Source organism: Luteibacter sp. HA06, from assembly GCF_054061215.1.
In genome coordinates this window covers 4,524,083-4,538,989 of sequence record NZ_JBSSDZ010000001.1, presented here as the reverse complement: position 1 = coordinate 4,538,989, position 14,907 = coordinate 4,524,083, and the positions used below count along the sequence as shown (strand labels likewise).

Below are 14,907 nucleotides of genomic sequence, written 5' to 3'. Positions count from 1 at the left end.
CCCGTTCGTCCTTATCACGCCGCGGCAGCAGGTCGCTTGCGCAGCACAGCCAGCGGCTGCGCCCAGGTCGCTCCGGGCCGCCGCTTGCTGGTCACCAACGTCAACTCCGACGGCTGGAACACATTGACGTTATGCGTGGCTGGCGTGGTCAGGATGTATTGCGCGCGGGTGGATTTCAGGAAAGCGCCTACCTTGTCGATGTTGAAGATGTCCAGGTGGGCGAAAGGCTCGTCGATGAAGACGAAACCGCCGGGTCGATCCTCATCGCGCATGAGGGCGACAAGAAGCAGCAGCGACTTCATCACCTGCTGGCCGCCAGACGCTTCACCGTCGTCCATGCCGATCCAGCCTTTCTTGTCGAACTCGAAGCGCACCTGCAGCGCAGCCGAGGCGAGGGCGAGGTCGTCATTGCTCAGCTCGGGCAGTTCGACATCGACACCGATGCCTGCCAGTTCGGCGAGCACCTTGAGGTTCTTGGCGTAGCGGCGAACGGTGTTGCGCAAGACCTGGATGTACGCACCACGCGCTTCGTGAGTGATGCGAGAAGCACGTTCCAGATGGACGCGGCGCTTTTCGAGATCCAGCTTGAGGCCGTCGTGATCGGTCCAGAGCTTCTCGCGCAGGGCCACCACGCTGGCATCCTGCTCCCAATGCCCTTCGTCGAGGCGGCGCTCGACACGTTCGATTTCGCGGCGCACGGAGGATGGCGACTCGTAGCGCTCACGCAGCGCAGCCATCGCGGCGCGGCTGCGTTGCGCCAGGCCGACATGTGCACGCTTGATGCGGAACGCCTTGAGGCGGTCGATCTGGTCGTTGCGCAGCTGATGGTGCTGGCGGACCGTATCGGCGAGCTGGTTCTGCACCACGCGCTGTTCGCGCGCCGCGTTGTCGCGCGCATTGGATGTCTTCAGGCGCTTCTCGCGCACGCCCTCGTAGTGATTCTCTGCCGCGACGTGGCTGTCCGCAGTGCGCTGGACGTCCTCGCGAAGGCGTGCCTGTTGCTCATGCGCTTCGGTGAATTCGTCTGCACGGTCGGCGAGCTGGCTGCTCGCACTGGCGCCACGAAGCACGCCCTCGGCATCGGTCGCGCGAGCGAGGGATTGCTTGCGCTCGCTCGCGATGTCGCGAAGGCGCGCTTCAATGTCACGCAACTTCGCCTCGCCATCGCGCAGTTGCCGATCACGGGCGCCCGCGCCGAAATACATGTCGTCGACGCCGAGGTGGCGGCCACCGCGACGTTCGCGGAAATAGCCCTGCGGCGTGATCCAGTCCTGTTCGCGCCCGAATTTCGAGCCATCGGCGATATCCTCGACACGACGAATACGGTCGAGGTTGCGCAGCAGCCAGTCAGGCGCGGCGGCCGAGAATTCGACGACCTCGAGCAACGAACCGCGCGTGGCGTTCTGCGCCGGCTCGCGGTCAGCCACGACGAAGTGCTTGTAGCGATGCTGTTCGCCGAGTTTCCAGGCCTTCTCGCGATCGCGCGGGTCATCCAGCAGGACGACGTGTCGATAGCCCGCCAGCACGGCCTCGACGGCCGGTTGCCAGCGCGGTTCGACGATCTCGACGATCTCGCTGAGCATGCTGTGGCGAATACCGGCGCTTTCCAATGCGCGGCGGAAATCGGCTTCGAAGTCGGGCGTGTAGCGGCGACCGCTGCGCCATGCCGACAGCTGGCTGGTAAGCGTCGCCAGTTGCTGGCGGAGGGTGGTTTCCTCACCCTGCAGCGCATTGACCCGCGCACGGGCGTCGCGCGCCACATCGGCAAGGCGCTCATGATCGGCACCGCCCTGCGCCGCGACCATCTCGCGCAGGCGCAGTTCCTGCTTGATCAGCAGGTCGTTCTGCGCGAGCTCGGCGCGTGCGGCGTCGAGGCTCTTCTGGGTCTGCTGGCGGGCGAGATCGGCTTCATGCTGCTCGCTACGCAACGCTTCGCCGCCGGCATCGAATTCGCCGAGCAGGCGCGTCAGTTCTGCATCCCGCGCCTCGAGTTCGCCGACGCGTCGCTTCACGCCGGTCAGGGGCGGTCGGGCACCACGGATGCCTGCCCCGAGTTCGGCGAGCTCGGTACGTGGAAGCATGTCTGCGACCAGGTCCACCCGCTCGCTCTTCAACGCATTCCATTCCTGGAACGAGCGCGCGCGGGCCTCGGCTTCCTGCAGGCTCACGCCGATCAACGAGAGCTGGTGCTCGAGTCCGTGCTGTTCGCGATCGGCTTCGTTCTGTTCATTACGCGCGCGCTGGTAGTCGTCGAGCACGGCCTTGTCGCCGAACACGTCGAAGACGAGGTCGAGCAGTGCCTTGGGCGGCATCTGGCAGAGCTTGTCGGTAGCGCCCTGCTCAAGCGTGAGAACGCGACGGATCGCCTGCGACAGGCCGGCACCTTCCAGGCGCACGCGGTACTCGCGCAGGCCGAGGAAGTCGTTACGCGCCTCGATCTCTTCCACGCTCACGTCACCGCCGACGACGGCGTACTGCCGCGTCCACTCACCACCCTTCTTCTGGATGCGGCAGGCCAGGGTGACCTCGCGGTCCATCAGCGGAAAGAACGGGCGCTCGCCGCTGGGGCCCGGCGTGTTGCCCACGCGGGCGCGCAGCCACGCAAAGGGCTTGCCGTTATGGCGCAGGTAGCTCTTGTAGTCTCGGTTGCCGGCGCAGTCGATGGTAAGCAGGGTGCGCAAGGCATCGAGAAGGGTCGTCTTGCCCGAGCCGTTCGGACCAACCACGGTCACGATATTCGTATCCAGCGGCAGGATGAAGCGCTGCCAGTAATCCCAGTGGACGACTTCGAGGCTGCGGAAATCAAACATCGGCGTTCTCCTCGATCTCGTCCATGGGCTCGTCGTCGATGTCATCCATCGGCGCGGAGGGCGGGCGTGCCGCGGCTTCGGCAAGAAGGTCGCCGAGTGCGCCATCGAGGATGCGCCGCGCCGTGCGCTCGTAATCGAAGGCGAGGTCGAGCAGTGGGCCTTCGGCAACCTCGCCTTTGCGTCGGATGATGAAGCCCAGGCGATTGAGTGTGCCGAGGTTGAAACCGACGCGCGTCTTGCCGCCGAGTTTGTCGCCGAAATCAGCGAGCAGGGTGCGCTCGGCGATCACCGGGGATACCGTCGGGTCGCGCGGAATGGGCTTCTGCTCGGCGAACATCTGGCTCTGCGAGGCGGCGGCTTCGACACCCTGTCGCTCGACCTGGCGCTGGCGCTTCGGCAGCACGATCAGGGCCCAGATAACGACCAGCAGCGCGACGCCGTCGCGATCCAGCTGCAAGGTATTCGAAATCCAGCTGTCGCTACCGCCGAACACGGCGCGCTCGCTCTTTCTCGCGACGGCGAGGCCGATGTACGCGGCATAGGGATGCTCGCGCAGTTCCAGGCCGACCGATTCGAGCCGGCGGTCGAGTTCTTCGCGGAAGGCGTCGTCCAGCAGCGCCTTGCGGGCGTGCACATCGTCGCGTGGCAACCAGCGCTGGGCGAGCAGCCGGGTGACCAGGGTGGCGGTTTCATCATGCATCGGTGGTGTCCTTGGCGGGAGCTCGCGGACGCAATCGTCCGGAGCTCACCAGCGCGATCTGGGGCAGGTCGGTCTCGATCAGGATCGGCTCGATCTCGAGCGTGAGGGGCAATCGCGCGAGGTCGGCGGTGCCGCCTTCCAGTGCCGCGGACTCGGGATCACCGAGCAGGCCGAGCAGGGAAAGGCGGTAGGCCGAAAGCGCGTAGTCGTCGCCGATCAGCGTGTCGGCAAGTTCGCGCGGTGTCGCGATGGCAGCAAGCTCGGCATGCCAGTCGGCGAGGAAGCGCAGGTCTTCCTCGTCCATGGCGAGGTCGGCCGTGTCCGGCGGTTCTTCGGCGCCAGGCAAGGCCGTGCTCTCTGCGGCGAGGCGCTCGCGCTCGAGCAATTCGAACTCCGCCACGTCCAGCGCAATCTGGTCGTGGATGAAGGGCGCCGGCAAGGGCATCAGGAGCTGGCCGTCCTCGAATGAAGCCAGTGCGTCGACATCCAGGGCGCGCAGCCAGCCGACGAGGTCGGACGAGGACAGTCCGGTGCGCCCGAGGTGGACGCGATGCTGGTCGATCTTGTTCAGTTCCCGCTGGAAGATGCCGGCCTGGCGGAGCAGGGCGCTTTGTGCGCGGCCCACGGCCTGGGCAAGGCGATGCGCCGCCGGTTCGAGCTCTTCCTTCTCGGTGATGCCAGCAACCACTTCGGTGCCTTTTTCCACCCAAGTCCATACCGAATCCAGGCGTTCCGCGGCGCGACGGATACGGTGCTCCGAGCCGGAGAGGACTGCGCGGTCGAAGTCTTCCTTCAGTTCGCTCAGGCGCGACAGAAGATGCCCGAGTTCATCGACCGACACGCGTCCGACGGCCTGGCCGGCGGCGAGCTGTGCGGTCAGGTATCCGAGGCCATCGTCATCGTCGTTCTCGAACTCCAGCATCACCGCCAGGGAGGCGAGTGCCTTCCGGCCCAGCGGACCCACGCGATAACGCTGGGTTTCGCCGTCGTAGACGAGAAGCTCGTGATCCTTCAGGCGCTGGACCACGGTTTCCAGCTTCACCGTGTCGACGAAGGCCAGGTGGTCGCGGATCTCCTGGGGCGTCCATTCCGAGGCATGCGAGCGTGCACCCAGCGTGCGCAGCACCAAGAGGCGCAGCAAGACCTGCGCTTCGCTACCGTGGAATAGCGCCGAGAACGCACGCAGCAGCCCGCGTCCCCGCAGTAGCGGGAAGACGGCGGGAAGATCCTCGGCGACGAAGCCGTCGCGGAAGAGATCCTGCAGGCGTTCGTCGTGGAGGGTGGTGTCGGTCGGTCCGCTCAATGTCAGCGACGGTCGACGCCGACGAAGCGAAGGAATTCGCCACGTGTGCGGGGATCTTCGCGGAAGCTGCCGAGCATCTGGCTGGTGACCATGGAGACGCCGCGCTTGTGCACGCCGCGGGTGGTCATGCACTCATGGCTCGCGTCGATGACCACACCTACGCCGCGCGGACGCAAGGTGTCTTCGATGCAATGAGCGATTTGCGCGGTGAGCTTTTCCTGCACCTGGAAGCGGCGGGCGAAGCCGTCGACCACGCGGGCGAGTTTGCTGATGCCGACGACGCGGTCGGTCGGCACGTAGCCCACGTGGGCACGGCCGATGATCGGCGCCATGTGGTGCTCGCAGTGGCTCTCGAATTCGATGTCGCGCAGGACGATCATCTCGTCGTAGCCTTCGACTTCCTTGAAGGTGCGGCGCAGGTATTCGGCGGGATCTTCGTCGTAACCCTTGAACCAATCCGAGTAGGCCTTGACCACGCGCTTGGGCGTATCCAGCAGGCCTTCGCGCTTCGGATCCTCACCCGCCCACAGCAGGAGCGTGCGTACCGCATCTTCGGCCTGTTCGCGGGTGACCGGACGGGACTTTTCGTCGTCGCTCATCGGGGGGATTCCTTGAGGGTGCAAACGCCCATTCTATAAGGAATGTGGGAGCCGATTCATCGGCGATTGTGGGAGCCGCTTCAGCGGCGATCCCGCGGCAGCGGGCTGGGTCTTGGCCAGCACCCAATCGCCGCTGAAGCGGCTCCCACAGGAAGCGGCCCACAGGAAGCGGCCCACAGGAAGCGGCCCACAGGAAGCGGCTCCCACAGGAAGCCGTTCCAACGGTCAGTCTTCGGACTGATCCGGGGCGGCTTCTGCCTCCGGCTCATCAAGGTCGGCCGGCAATTCCAGCAAGGCTTGCGACTGGTCGCCGGTCAGCGACTCCACGCCACGCAGCTTGCGTTCGATGGCCCGGGTCCGGGTGCCGGCGCTGTCGATGCTGTTACGCACCGTATCCAGCTGCTTGCGGGTCTTTTCCAGCACCGTACCGAACTTGCTGAACTCGTTCTTGACCGCGCCCAGCACCTGCCACACCTCGGACGAGCGCTTCTCGATGGCCAGGGTGCGGAAACCCATCTGCAGGCTGTTGAGCAGGGCGGTCAGCGTGGTCGGGCCGGCGATGGTGACGCGGTACTCGCGCTGCAGCTGATCGGACAGGCCCGGCCGGCGTATCACTTCGGCATAAAGGCCTTCGGTCGGCAGGAACAGGATGGCGAAATCGGTCGTGTGGGGCGGTGCCACGTACTTCGTGTGGATTCGCTTGGCTTCCTCGCGCACACGCAGTTCCAGGGCCTTGCCGGCGACAAGGACGCCCTCGGCGTCGGCGGCGTCCTGGAAGTCGAGCAGGCGCTGGTAATCCTCGATCGGGTACTTCGCGTCGATGGGCAGCCAGACCGGCGTGCCTTCTTCCGTGCCGGGCAGGCGGATGGCGTATTCCACGCGGTCGGCCGAGCCGGGTACGGTCGCGACATTGGCAGCGTACTGCTCGGCGACGAGGATCTGCTCGAGCAGTGCACCGAGCTGGACTTCGCCGAACGTGCCGCGGGTCTTCACGTTGGTGAGCACGCGCTTGAGATCGCCGACGCCGGCCGCCAGCACCTGCATCTCGCCGAGGCCGCGCTGGACGGCTTCAAGGCGCTCGGACACGAGCTGGAAGGATTGGCCCAGGCGGGTTTCCAGGGTCGACTGGAGCTTCTCATCCACCGTGGCGCGCATTTGTTCGAGCTTGGCCGCGTTGTCCTGCTGGATCGCCGCCAGGCGGGTCTCCAGCGTGGCGCGGACCTCGCCCAAACGCTTTTCGTTATCGGTCGTCAGCGCGGTGAAACGCTGGTCGAGCAGTTCGCCGAAGTGCTTGAGGGTGAGCGCGGATTCCTCGCGGGTCTTGCGCGAGTCGTCGGCCAGGCCCTGGCGCAGGCTCTGCAGACCGATATCGGTGCGTTCGGTGAGTTGGTCCAGGCGCCGGCCAAAGCCTTCGATGCGCTCATGTTGGCGCTCGGCCGCCAGGTTCATCTGTTCCTGCACATGGCCGCGGAACTGACTGAAACTCTCGCCAAGCTCACCGCGTCCGGCGCGTTGCTCGTCGCGCAGCACCGTTTCGAGGCGGCGACTGTCTTCGCGCAGGGCATCGAGGCGGCCGGCGTTACCGTCATCCTGTTTACCGCGCGAGAGCAGTGCGAGCAGCAGGCCGATGCAGGCAATGGCCAGCACCAGGAGAACAATGAGGAGAATGGATTCGAGCGTCATGGGGCGAGAGGGTACCATCGACCCGCGTCCTGCCCGGTAGGAGCCGATTTATCGGCGAGCTCTTCCTTCGGTGGAGCGTGAGGCAAGCAACCTGTAACGAGCCGCCGCTGCGCAGCGGGTTATTTACCATTCGCCGATGAATCGGCTCTCACATGTCCTACAGTTCGCGGTTGCCGACGATGACGACATCCGCCGGGCGTTTCGCGAACAGGCCGACGGCGACGACGCCGACGATCTGGTTGAGCGTGGCCTCTAGCTCGACCGGCTGGGTGATGCGCCAGTTGTGCACGTCGAGGATCCAGTTGCCGTTGTCGGTGACGACACCGTCGCGCCACACCGGCTGGCCGCCGAGGGCGACGATTTCGCGGGCTACGAGGCTGCGCGCCATGGGGATCACTTCGATCGGCAGGGGAAACTTGCCGAGCACGTCGACCTGCTTGGTCGAGTCGATGATGCAGATGAACTTGTCGGAGGCCGCTGCGACGATTTTCTCGCGCGTGAGTGCCGCACCGCCGCCTTTGATCAGGCGTTTCTGCCCGTCGCACTCGTCGGCACCGTCGACATAGATGTCGAGGCGGCCGGCGGCGTTGAGGTCGAGCACGTCGATGCCGAGTTTGCGCAGGCGATCGCTGGAGGCTTCCGAGCTTGAAACCGCAGCCTTGATCTTGTCGCGGAAAGGCGCAAGCGCATCGATGAAGAAATTCACCGTCGAGCCCGTACCTACGCCGATGATGCCGCCCTTGAACGTGCCGTTCTCGACGTAACGATGCGCCGCGGTCTCGGCGGCGAGGCGCTTCTCGTTGTCCTGGCTCATGGCTTTTCCAGCGTAAGGATGAAATCCCAGTCGCTCCTGGCGACCGGCATGACCGACAGGCGGTTACCTTTGCGGACCAACGGCATATCGACGAGTTCGTCGCGGTTCTTCAGTTCTTCGAGCGAGATGGTGCGTGCGAGCTTGCGCTCGAACTTCACGTCGATAAGCATCCAGCGCGGTTCTTCACGCGTGGATTTCTCGTCGTAGTACTTGGATTTCTTGTTGAACTGGCTCTCGTCCGGATACGCCGGTGAGGCCACCGTGGCAATGCCGACGATGCCGGGGACATCCGTATTCGAGTGATAAAAGAAGATCTTGTCGCCGACCTTCATGCCGTCACGCATGAAGTTCCGCGCCTGGTAATTGCGCACGCCGTCCCAGGGTTCGCTGCCTTTGCGCTTCAGGTCGTCAATCGAGAACGCATCCGGCTCGGATTTCATGAGCCAATAGTTCACTCGGCGCCGCCCGTGCAGTCGATCAGCTCTTTGTCGGTCGCGATGTAGTCGAGCGAGATGTCCCACTCGGCCGTGGTGATCGCATCCAGTTCCTGGAAGTGATAACCCACGCCGACCAGCAGGGGCTGGGCCGGGCGCTTCTGGCCGTGCAGGAACTCGAAGCTGCGGTCGTAATAGCCGCCACCGAAGCCCAGGCGGTTGCCCTTGCGGTCGAAACCGAGCAGGGGAACCAGGACCAGATCGAGCTTGTTGGCCTCGACGATGCGCTCGGAGGCCTTGGGCTCCGGAATACCCATGTCGTTGGATTCGACGTCCTCACCCGTGGTCCACGGCGCAAACGTGAGGCGGCGCTTGCCGCCGGATTTGGTCACGATGGGCAGGTAGAAGGTCTGGCCGCGCTCGGCGAGCGGCGCGATGGCCATGTTGAGCGGCAGCTCGCCACCGGTTGCCCAGTAGCCCGCTACATGCGCGTCGGTAAGGAATTCGGGCAGTTGCTCCAGGGAATGGCGCAGGCCCTGGGCCGCCGCAACGCGCTCGGCCGGCTTCAGCTGGCGCCGGCGCTGGACGAGGTCGGCTCGAAGTTCGCGTCTCTCGGGAAGCTTTGACATGGGCGGCTCAGCTGAACGGCACGGTCGAAGGTTGCCGTCGAGCCGCCCCAGCCGGTGCCGCGACAGGGGCGCTGACCGGCCCTGGGGCCGATCGGCTGATTAAGGAGAGGCGTTCTCCGCGATGCCGCTGCGCACCAAACGACCTTGATCCAAAGGATCAGGTGGGAGAGCTACGCAGCATCCAGGCTTTCCGCACAAAGGCGGACATGCACAACAGCCACGAAAAGCCGACCCGGGGTCGTATGTAGGAACAAGGCAAATGTAAAGTGCGCTGGCGAACACCGCAGGGAACGCCTTCGGCTATTTTACCGGTGCGTCGAGCAGACCATCAAGCTTCTTGCGAAGGGAAGCCAATCCGTCGGTCAGCACCTGTTCCTGCGACTCGTGCTCCTTTCTGAGCGAAAGCAGCTCGTGGGCGATGCTGACGGCCGTCAGGACGGCGATCCGGTCGAATCCAGGGGCCTTGGCGTTGGCCTTGAGCTCGCGCATCTTGCCGTCGAGAAACTGGGCGGCGGCGACCAGGCCGGCCCGTTCCTCGGGCGCGCAGGCGATATGAAACTCGCGGTCGAGCAGGCGGAGGGATACCGGTTCGCTGGCGGAAGCATTCATGTGACAGATCAGCCCGTGTTCTCGAGCGCCTTCAGGCGCTGGATCATTGCTTCGACACGGCCGCGCGCCTGTTCGTTGCGCGCCATGAGTCCCGCACGTTCGTTCGCCAGCTGTTCCTGGCTGTGCCGCAGGCTGCGGTTTTCCTCGTGGAGACGGCGAACGGTATCGACGAGCCGGTCGAGCGTTGCGCTCAGGGCTTCCACTTCGGTCTTGAAGGCATCCGGGTTCGTCATGCGCGGACTATAACAGGAGGTCCGGCCTTGTCAGCAGGGGGTGAAGGCACCTGTATTAGACTGCATGGCAAAGTTATCGAGGAGTACCCCCATGTCCGCCAACCAGACCGTCGATCCCGAAGAGATCTTCGAACTCATCGGACGTTGCAAGCTGGCCATGTCGGTGAGTGAATTCCATGGCGCCCTGGTGGGTTACATCAGTGCCGGCGGCCGTTTCCCTCACGGATCCGTGCTGGCGGCGCTCGAACTCGAGCCCGACCCGGCACCGACGGTGGAAGAGCAGGGCATGCTCACCCGCCTCCGTCACCAGACCGAAGAATGGCTGGCTGACGCGGACCTCACCTTCTCGCCCTGGCTGCCGGACGATGACGCACCAATCGCCGAGCGCGCGGAGGCCCTGAGCGAATGGTCCGAGGGCTTCCTCGGTGGCTTTGGCCTGGGCGGCTCGCCCGAAGCCAATAAAAACATGAGCGAAGAGGCACGCGAGCTCCTCAAGGACCTCGCGGGCATCGCCACGACGGAGTTCGAGTTCGATAAGGACGACGACGTCAACGACGAGAACCTGACCGAGATCGAAGAGTACGTCCGCACCGGCGCGCTCCTGCTGCACGCCGAGTTCAGCCGTGTATCGCGACCGGCTGGCGACACCCTGCATTGATCTCCGCCGCCGAGTACGCCCGGCGGCGCCGGGAGCTGATGCGCATGGCGGGCGAGGATGCGGTACTGATCCTCGCTGCTGCGCCCGAGCGCATGCGCAACGCCGACGCCCCCTGGCCGTACCGGCAGGACTCCGACTTCCACTATCTCACCGGTTTCGGCGAGCCTGAGGCCGTGCTCGCGCTGCTACCAGGGCGAGCTCACGGCGAAACCGTGCTTTTCTGCCGCGAGCGCGATGCCGATCGCGAGCGCTGGGACGGCGAGCGCATGGGCACGGATCGTGCCGCGCGCGAGCTTCGCCTCGACGACGCCTTTCCGATCGATGATATCGACGACATCCTTCCGGGAATGATCGAGGGCAGGGCGCGGGTCTATTGCCACTTCGGCCAGGAGCCGGATTTCGACGCCCGGCTGCTGGGCTGGATGCGCCGCCTGCGCACGGCGCGCGGGGGCGGCGTGGTGCCGAAGGATCTGGTGGCACTCAGTCATCTGTTGCACGACCTGCGCCTGTTCAAATCACGCGACGAGCTCTCCCTCATGCGGCGCGCCGGCGAAGTGGCCGGCGCGGCGCACATCGCCGCCATGGCCCTGGCCCGTCCGGGCGTGGCCGAGTACGAGATCGAAGGCGAGATTCTCCGCAGTATTCGCAGCCAGGGCGCGGTACCGGCCTTCCCGCCGACGGTGGCTGGCGGCGCGAATGCCTGCATCATGCATTACCAGGCGAACCGGGCCACGCTGAAGGACGGCGACCTGCTGCTCATCGACGCGGGCGCCGAAGTCGACTGCTATGCCTCGGACATCACGCGGACCTTCCCGGTCGGAGGGCGCTTCACGGTGGCGCAGCGGGCGCTTTACGAGATCGTCCACGAAGCACAGCTCGCCGCGATCGACGCGGTGCGTCCGGGCCGCTCGTTCGGCGATGCCCACGATGCCGCCGTGCGTGTGATCGCCGAAGGTCTGTGTGCCGTCGGTATCCTGAAGGGCGGCGCCGATCGCGCTATCGCCGAAGGCAGCTACAAAACCTATTTCCCCAGCAAGACCGGCCACTGGCTCGGGCTGGACGTGCACGATGTCGGCGATTACCGCATCGACGGCGAGCCGCGCGTCCTCGAGGAAGGCATGGTGGTTACCGTCGAGCCCGGCATCTACGTCCCGCCGAACGACAAGAACGTGGACGAGCGCTGGCGCGGCATCGGTATCCGAATCGAAGACGACGTGGCGGTGACCAAAGGCGCACCCGATGTGCTCACGGCAATGGTCCCCAAGTCCCCGGACGCCCTCGAACGCTGAACATCCCGGCTTCTGTGGGATGTGGGAGCCGATTCATCGGCGAATGGGTGCTTGCCTCAGCCTGGCCCGCTGCCGCGGGATCGCCGCTGAAGCGGCTCCCACATGTCGGTCCGAGTTCTGCAGGGGCGGGGTTTCTCAGACTTTGAGATAAATTCCGCGCTTGTCCATCCAGCGGACCACGAGCCACCAGATGGCGACGAAGACGACGCCCCACGCGGCTGAAGGCACATAGGGGCCAAACAGCGGCGTCATCCACGAGGCAAAGACCACGCGGTAGAGCGGCGCGGCGATCCCCAGCCCGATCAGCAGGTAAACCATCAGGCCGGAACCCGCGTAGGCAGCGATGGCATTGACCCCGAAGGCGCGGCCCGGGAGTTTCCAGCCGCGCTCGTCGACAAGTACATGGAAGAGGGCCAGCAGGGCGAACGACCAGCCACCGGTCCAGAGTACGTAGCTCGGCGTCCACAGGTTCTTGTTGAAGGGCCACAGCGGCTGCAGAAACCAGCCCGCCACCGCACAGACGATCGCGGCAATGGCCAGGCGGCGCGTGTCACCAGCACGCAGCCACGCACCAGCGCGCATACCGAGCAGGGTCGTTGCCAGGGCAGGCAGCGTGGCGAGCAGGCCCTCGGGATCGTGACCACGGCCAGTGGCCGGGTCCGTCATGTAGACGAAGGGGCCGAACACGGCTGTATCGAAGCGACTGACGATGTTGGTCCACGGTTCGAGGGAGCCACCGGCAAGAAGTAGTGCGCCGTAAACGACCAGTAGCAACACGCCAATGACATCGCGGGTCCGCGGCCGCGTGTCGACGGCAAATAGCGCGGCCGCCGCGAAGCAGATCCCGATTCGCTGAAGCACGCCAGGGATTCGAAGGTGCGCTTCGGGGATCGCTATCCACGCCATGAGGTTCAGCAGCAAGCCCAATCCGACGATGCGGGCAGCGCGGCGCAACGCCGCATGCCGAATCGGTGCACGCTCGGCGCCGGCTTCGATCCGCGGCACGATGGCCAGCGAAACCGACACGCCGACGATGAAAAGGAATAGCGGAAACACCAGGTCGGTCGGCGTGCAGCCGTTCCATTCGGCATGTTCCAGAGGCCACCAGACATGGCCCCAGTCGCCCGGATCGTTGACCAGCAACATGGCCGCGACGGTGATTCCCCGTATGACATCGACTGAGGCGTAGCGCACTTTCTTAAGAGTCATCCCGGGGGTACGCTTCGGCCAACGAGGGGAAACCGAAGGATACGCGGTCAGCCGGTTGCGACAATCGGCCATGGATCGCGGTCGGCTCGCCGGGCATACGATGCCGGCAGATGTTCAGGGAATCGAGGGAGTCGCACCCATGATTGTCGACGTACTACCCAGGCGCCGTCGCTGGCGCGACAAGAAGCCCCTGCCGAGGCTCGCCCTCGAGCTGTCGCTGATCGTCGTCGCCAAGCTCATCCTGCTCATGATCATCTGGTACGTGGCCATCCGGCCGCTGCCCCGTGCGGACGTATCCCCGGCCGGTGTCGGTCGGATGCTCGCGCCCGCTTCCGCCTCTACCCAGGGATCCAAGCCATGATCGTCGACCCCGATGTCGTCGGCCTGTCGCGTCTGCAGTTCGCACTGACGGCGCTGTACCACTTTCTCTTCGTGCCGCTCACGCTCGGCCTCGCCTTCATGCTCGCCATCATGGAGAGCGTGTACGTGATGACGCGGCGCGAGGTGTGGAAACGCATGACCCAGTTCTGGGGCGTGCTTTTCGGCATCAACTTCGCAATGGGCGTTGCCACCGGCGTAACCATGGAGTTCCAGTTCGGCACGAACTGGGCTTACTACTCACATTACGTCGGCGACATCTTCGGTGCGCCGCTGGCGATCGAAGGCATGATGGCCTTCTTCCTCGAAGGTACGCTGGTCGGCCTGTTCTTCTTCGGCTGGGACCGCATCTCGCCGCTCAAGCACATGCTGGTGACCTGGTTCCTCGCGCTGGCGACGAGCCTCTCGGCGCTATGGATACTGATCGCAAATGCGTGGATGCAAAACCCGGTCGGCGCCGCCTTCAATCCGCAGACGATGCGCATGGAGGTCACCTCGTTCAAGGAAGTGATCTTCAATCCGGTAGCCCAGTCGAAGTTCGTGCACACGGTGAGTGCCGGTTACACGATGGGCGCGATGTTCGTGCTCTCGATCAGCGCGTGGTACCTGCTGCGCGGTCGCAACGTGGACTTCGCCAAGCGGTCGATCACGGTCGCCGCGAGCTTCGGCCTCGCAGCAGCGTTGTCCGTCGTGGTCCTGGGTGATGAGTCCGGATACACCGTCTCCGAAAACCAGAAGATGAAGATGGCCGCGATCGAGGCCATGTGGGAAACCGAGCTGGCGCCGGCCTCGTTCACGCTGTTTGGCCTGCCGGACACGAAGGCCCGTGAAACCCACGCGGCGATCCGCGTGCCCTGGTTGATGGGTTTGATCGGTACGCGCTCGATCGATCAACCGATTCTCGGCATTGCGCAGCTGGTCGACGATGCAAAGCTTCGCATCGCCTACGGCATCCAGGCCTATGACGCCATGCTCGTCCTGCGCGAGAACAAGGACGATGCGCAGGCGAAGGCCATCCTTGCGGCGCATGACAAGGACATGGGCTACGCGCTGCTGCTGAAGCGCTTCATGGACGATCCTCGCAAGGCGACCCCGGCGGATATCCAGCGAGCAGCGGACAGCACCATTCCTAACGTGCCCGTGCTGTTCTGGTCGTTCCGCATCATGGTCGCCTGCGGGATGTACTTCATTTTCCTTTTCGCTTATGCGTTCTGGCGTTCGAGTACGCGGCGCCTCGACGGTCGTCGTTTTCTGACCGTCGCACTGTGGAGCCTGCCGCTGCCGTGGGTGGCGGCGGAGCTGGGCTGGATCGTCGCGGAGTACGGTCGCCAGCCCTGGGCGATCGAAGGCGTGTTGCCAACGGCCCTGGGTGCTTCGTCGCTCACAGCGGGGCAGATCTGGATTTCGCTAGGCGGCTTCGTGCTGTTCTACACGGCGCTGGCCTTCGTCGACGGCTACCTGATGCTCAAGTTCGCCCGCAAGGGACCGGACGGCCTCGGCATGTGGCCGAAGAAGCCCGACGCCATTCCCGTCACCGCGCAGACGGTTTGAGGAGAACG

The 14,907-nt window shown here is 64.9% G+C and carries 15 protein-coding genes and 1 other RNA gene; 4 read left to right on the top strand and 12 right to left on the bottom strand.

The window, feature by feature from the left end:
* Positions 1 to 14 precede the first annotated feature (14 nt).
* From ACVWWJ_RS21000 to ACVWWJ_RS20950, 11 genes are all read right to left on the bottom strand, one after another.
* Positions 15 to 2,810 carry an AAA family ATPase gene (locus tag ACVWWJ_RS21000; RefSeq protein ID WP_456969345.1) on the bottom strand — a complete coding sequence of 932 codons (2,796 nt, stop codon included), beginning with the start codon at positions 2,808 to 2,810 and terminating at the stop codon, positions 15 to 17.
* The gene (locus ACVWWJ_RS20995; RefSeq protein ID WP_159890035.1) at positions 2,803 to 3,510 is read right to left on the bottom strand and encodes a hypothetical protein; all 708 of its coding nucleotides are present in this window, start codon (positions 3,508 to 3,510) and stop codon (positions 2,803 to 2,805) included. The genes ACVWWJ_RS21000 and ACVWWJ_RS20995 overlap by 8 nt, the downstream gene beginning before the upstream one ends.
* Positions 3,503 to 4,813, bottom strand: coding sequence for a hypothetical protein (locus tag ACVWWJ_RS20990; protein WP_159890037.1), 1,311 nt, complete (start codon positions 4,811 to 4,813; stop codon positions 3,503 to 3,505). The genes ACVWWJ_RS20995 and ACVWWJ_RS20990 overlap by 8 nt, the downstream gene beginning before the upstream one ends.
* Before the next feature lie 2 nt (positions 4,814 to 4,815).
* Complete coding sequence (folE, locus tag ACVWWJ_RS20985; RefSeq protein WP_159890039.1) at positions 4,816 to 5,412, bottom strand: GTP cyclohydrolase I FolE; 597 nt, start codon at positions 5,410 to 5,412, stop codon at positions 4,816 to 4,818.
* Positions 5,413 to 5,637: 225 nt separating this feature from the next.
* A complete protein-coding gene (locus tag ACVWWJ_RS20980) occupies positions 5,638 to 7,095 on the bottom strand; it encodes a DNA recombination protein RmuC (protein ID WP_456969344.1) in 1,458 nt (485 codons plus the stop codon).
* 157 nt (positions 7,096 to 7,252) lie between these two features.
* Positions 7,253 to 7,909 (bottom strand): ribose-5-phosphate isomerase RpiA, encoded by a 657-nt coding sequence (gene rpiA / locus ACVWWJ_RS20975; protein WP_159890043.1) that lies wholly within the window; start codon positions 7,907 to 7,909, stop codon positions 7,253 to 7,255.
* Complete coding sequence (locus ACVWWJ_RS20970) at positions 7,906 to 8,349, bottom strand: EVE domain-containing protein (RefSeq protein WP_456969343.1); 444 nt, start codon at positions 8,347 to 8,349, stop codon at positions 7,906 to 7,908. Before ACVWWJ_RS20970 ends, rpiA begins: the two co-directional genes overlap by 4 nt.
* A gap of 11 nt (positions 8,350 to 8,360) precedes the next feature.
* A complete protein-coding gene (locus tag ACVWWJ_RS20965) occupies positions 8,361 to 8,972 on the bottom strand; it encodes a 5-formyltetrahydrofolate cyclo-ligase (RefSeq protein WP_456969342.1) in 612 nt (203 codons plus the stop codon).
* A gap of 109 nt (positions 8,973 to 9,081) precedes the next feature.
* Positions 9,082 to 9,265: non-coding RNA, 6S RNA (gene ssrS, locus ACVWWJ_RS20960), on the bottom strand.
* A gap of 7 nt (positions 9,266 to 9,272) precedes the next feature.
* The gene (locus ACVWWJ_RS20955) at positions 9,273 to 9,581 is read right to left on the bottom strand and encodes a cell division protein ZapA (RefSeq protein ID WP_159890049.1); all 309 of its coding nucleotides are present in this window, start codon (positions 9,579 to 9,581) and stop codon (positions 9,273 to 9,275) included.
* Positions 9,582 to 9,589: 8 nt separating this feature from the next.
* Complete coding sequence (locus ACVWWJ_RS20950; protein WP_046967973.1) at positions 9,590 to 9,814, bottom strand: TIGR02449 family protein; 225 nt, start codon at positions 9,812 to 9,814, stop codon at positions 9,590 to 9,592.
* 91 nt (positions 9,815 to 9,905) lie between these two features.
* On the opposite strand from ACVWWJ_RS20950, the gene ACVWWJ_RS20945 reads away from it, so the two are divergent.
* Both ACVWWJ_RS20945 and ACVWWJ_RS20940 read left to right on the top strand, forming a co-directional pair.
* Positions 9,906 to 10,472 carry a UPF0149 family protein gene (locus ACVWWJ_RS20945; protein ID WP_456969341.1) on the top strand — a complete coding sequence of 189 codons (567 nt, stop codon included), beginning with the start codon at positions 9,906 to 9,908 and terminating at the stop codon, positions 10,470 to 10,472.
* Positions 10,469 to 11,761 (top strand): aminopeptidase P N-terminal domain-containing protein, encoded by a 1,293-nt coding sequence (locus tag ACVWWJ_RS20940; protein WP_456969340.1) that lies wholly within the window; start codon positions 10,469 to 10,471, stop codon positions 11,759 to 11,761. The genes ACVWWJ_RS20945 and ACVWWJ_RS20940 overlap by 4 nt, the downstream gene beginning before the upstream one ends.
* A 135-nt stretch (positions 11,762 to 11,896) precedes the next feature.
* Here the strand turns inward: ACVWWJ_RS20940 and ACVWWJ_RS20935 are convergent, their stop codons facing one another.
* Positions 11,897 to 12,970 (bottom strand): acyltransferase family protein, encoded by a 1,074-nt coding sequence (locus tag ACVWWJ_RS20935; RefSeq protein WP_456969339.1) that lies wholly within the window; start codon positions 12,968 to 12,970, stop codon positions 11,897 to 11,899.
* Positions 12,971 to 13,109: 139 nt separating this feature from the next.
* Between ACVWWJ_RS20935 and cydP the strand changes: the two genes are divergently transcribed.
* Together cydP and ACVWWJ_RS20925 are read left to right on the top strand one after the other, a co-directional pair.
* Complete coding sequence (cydP, locus tag ACVWWJ_RS20930) at positions 13,110 to 13,331, top strand: cytochrome oxidase putative small subunit CydP (RefSeq protein WP_456969338.1); 222 nt, start codon at positions 13,110 to 13,112, stop codon at positions 13,329 to 13,331.
* Positions 13,331 to 14,899, top strand: a complete 1,569-nt coding sequence (locus tag ACVWWJ_RS20925) for a cytochrome ubiquinol oxidase subunit I (protein WP_456969751.1) — start codon at positions 13,331 to 13,333, stop codon at positions 14,897 to 14,899. Before cydP ends, ACVWWJ_RS20925 begins: the two co-directional genes overlap by 1 nt.
* Positions 14,900 to 14,907 lie beyond the last annotated feature (8 nt).

What these genes read in the sequence shown, in the direction of transcription:
- ACVWWJ_RS20970 (WP_456969343.1), bottom strand. Translation starts at nt 8,349, where the DNA reads ATGAAATCCGAGCCGGATGCGTTCTCGATTGACGACCTGAAGCGCAAA.
- ACVWWJ_RS20945 (WP_456969341.1), top strand. Translation starts at nt 9,906, where the DNA reads ATGTCCGCCAACCAGACCGTCGATCCCGAAGAGATCTTCGAACTCATC.
- ACVWWJ_RS20995 (WP_159890035.1), bottom strand. Translation starts at nt 3,510, where the DNA reads ATGCATGATGAAACCGCCACCCTGGTCACCCGGCTGCTCGCCCAGCGC.
- rpiA (WP_159890043.1), bottom strand. Translation starts at nt 7,909, where the DNA reads ATGAGCCAGGACAACGAGAAGCGCCTCGCCGCCGAGACCGCGGCGCAT.
- ACVWWJ_RS21000 (WP_456969345.1), bottom strand. Translation starts at nt 2,810, where the DNA reads ATGTTTGATTTCCGCAGCCTCGAAGTCGTCCACTGGGATTACTGGCAG.
- ACVWWJ_RS20935 (WP_456969339.1), bottom strand. Translation starts at nt 12,970, where the DNA reads ATGACTCTTAAGAAAGTGCGCTACGCCTCAGTCGATGTCATACGGGGA.
- folE (WP_159890039.1), bottom strand. Translation starts at nt 5,412, where the DNA reads ATGAGCGACGACGAAAAGTCCCGTCCGGTCACCCGCGAACAGGCCGAA.
- cydP (WP_456969338.1), top strand. Translation starts at nt 13,110, where the DNA reads ATGATTGTCGACGTACTACCCAGGCGCCGTCGCTGGCGCGACAAGAAG.
- ACVWWJ_RS20950 (WP_046967973.1), bottom strand. Translation starts at nt 9,814, where the DNA reads ATGACGAACCCGGATGCCTTCAAGACCGAAGTGGAAGCCCTGAGCGCA.
- ACVWWJ_RS20965 (WP_456969342.1), bottom strand. Translation starts at nt 8,972, where the DNA reads ATGTCAAAGCTTCCCGAGAGACGCGAACTTCGAGCCGACCTCGTCCAG.
- ACVWWJ_RS20955 (WP_159890049.1), bottom strand. Translation starts at nt 9,581, where the DNA reads ATGAATGCTTCCGCCAGCGAACCGGTATCCCTCCGCCTGCTCGACCGC.
- ACVWWJ_RS20980 (WP_456969344.1), bottom strand. Translation starts at nt 7,095, where the DNA reads ATGACGCTCGAATCCATTCTCCTCATTGTTCTCCTGGTGCTGGCCATT.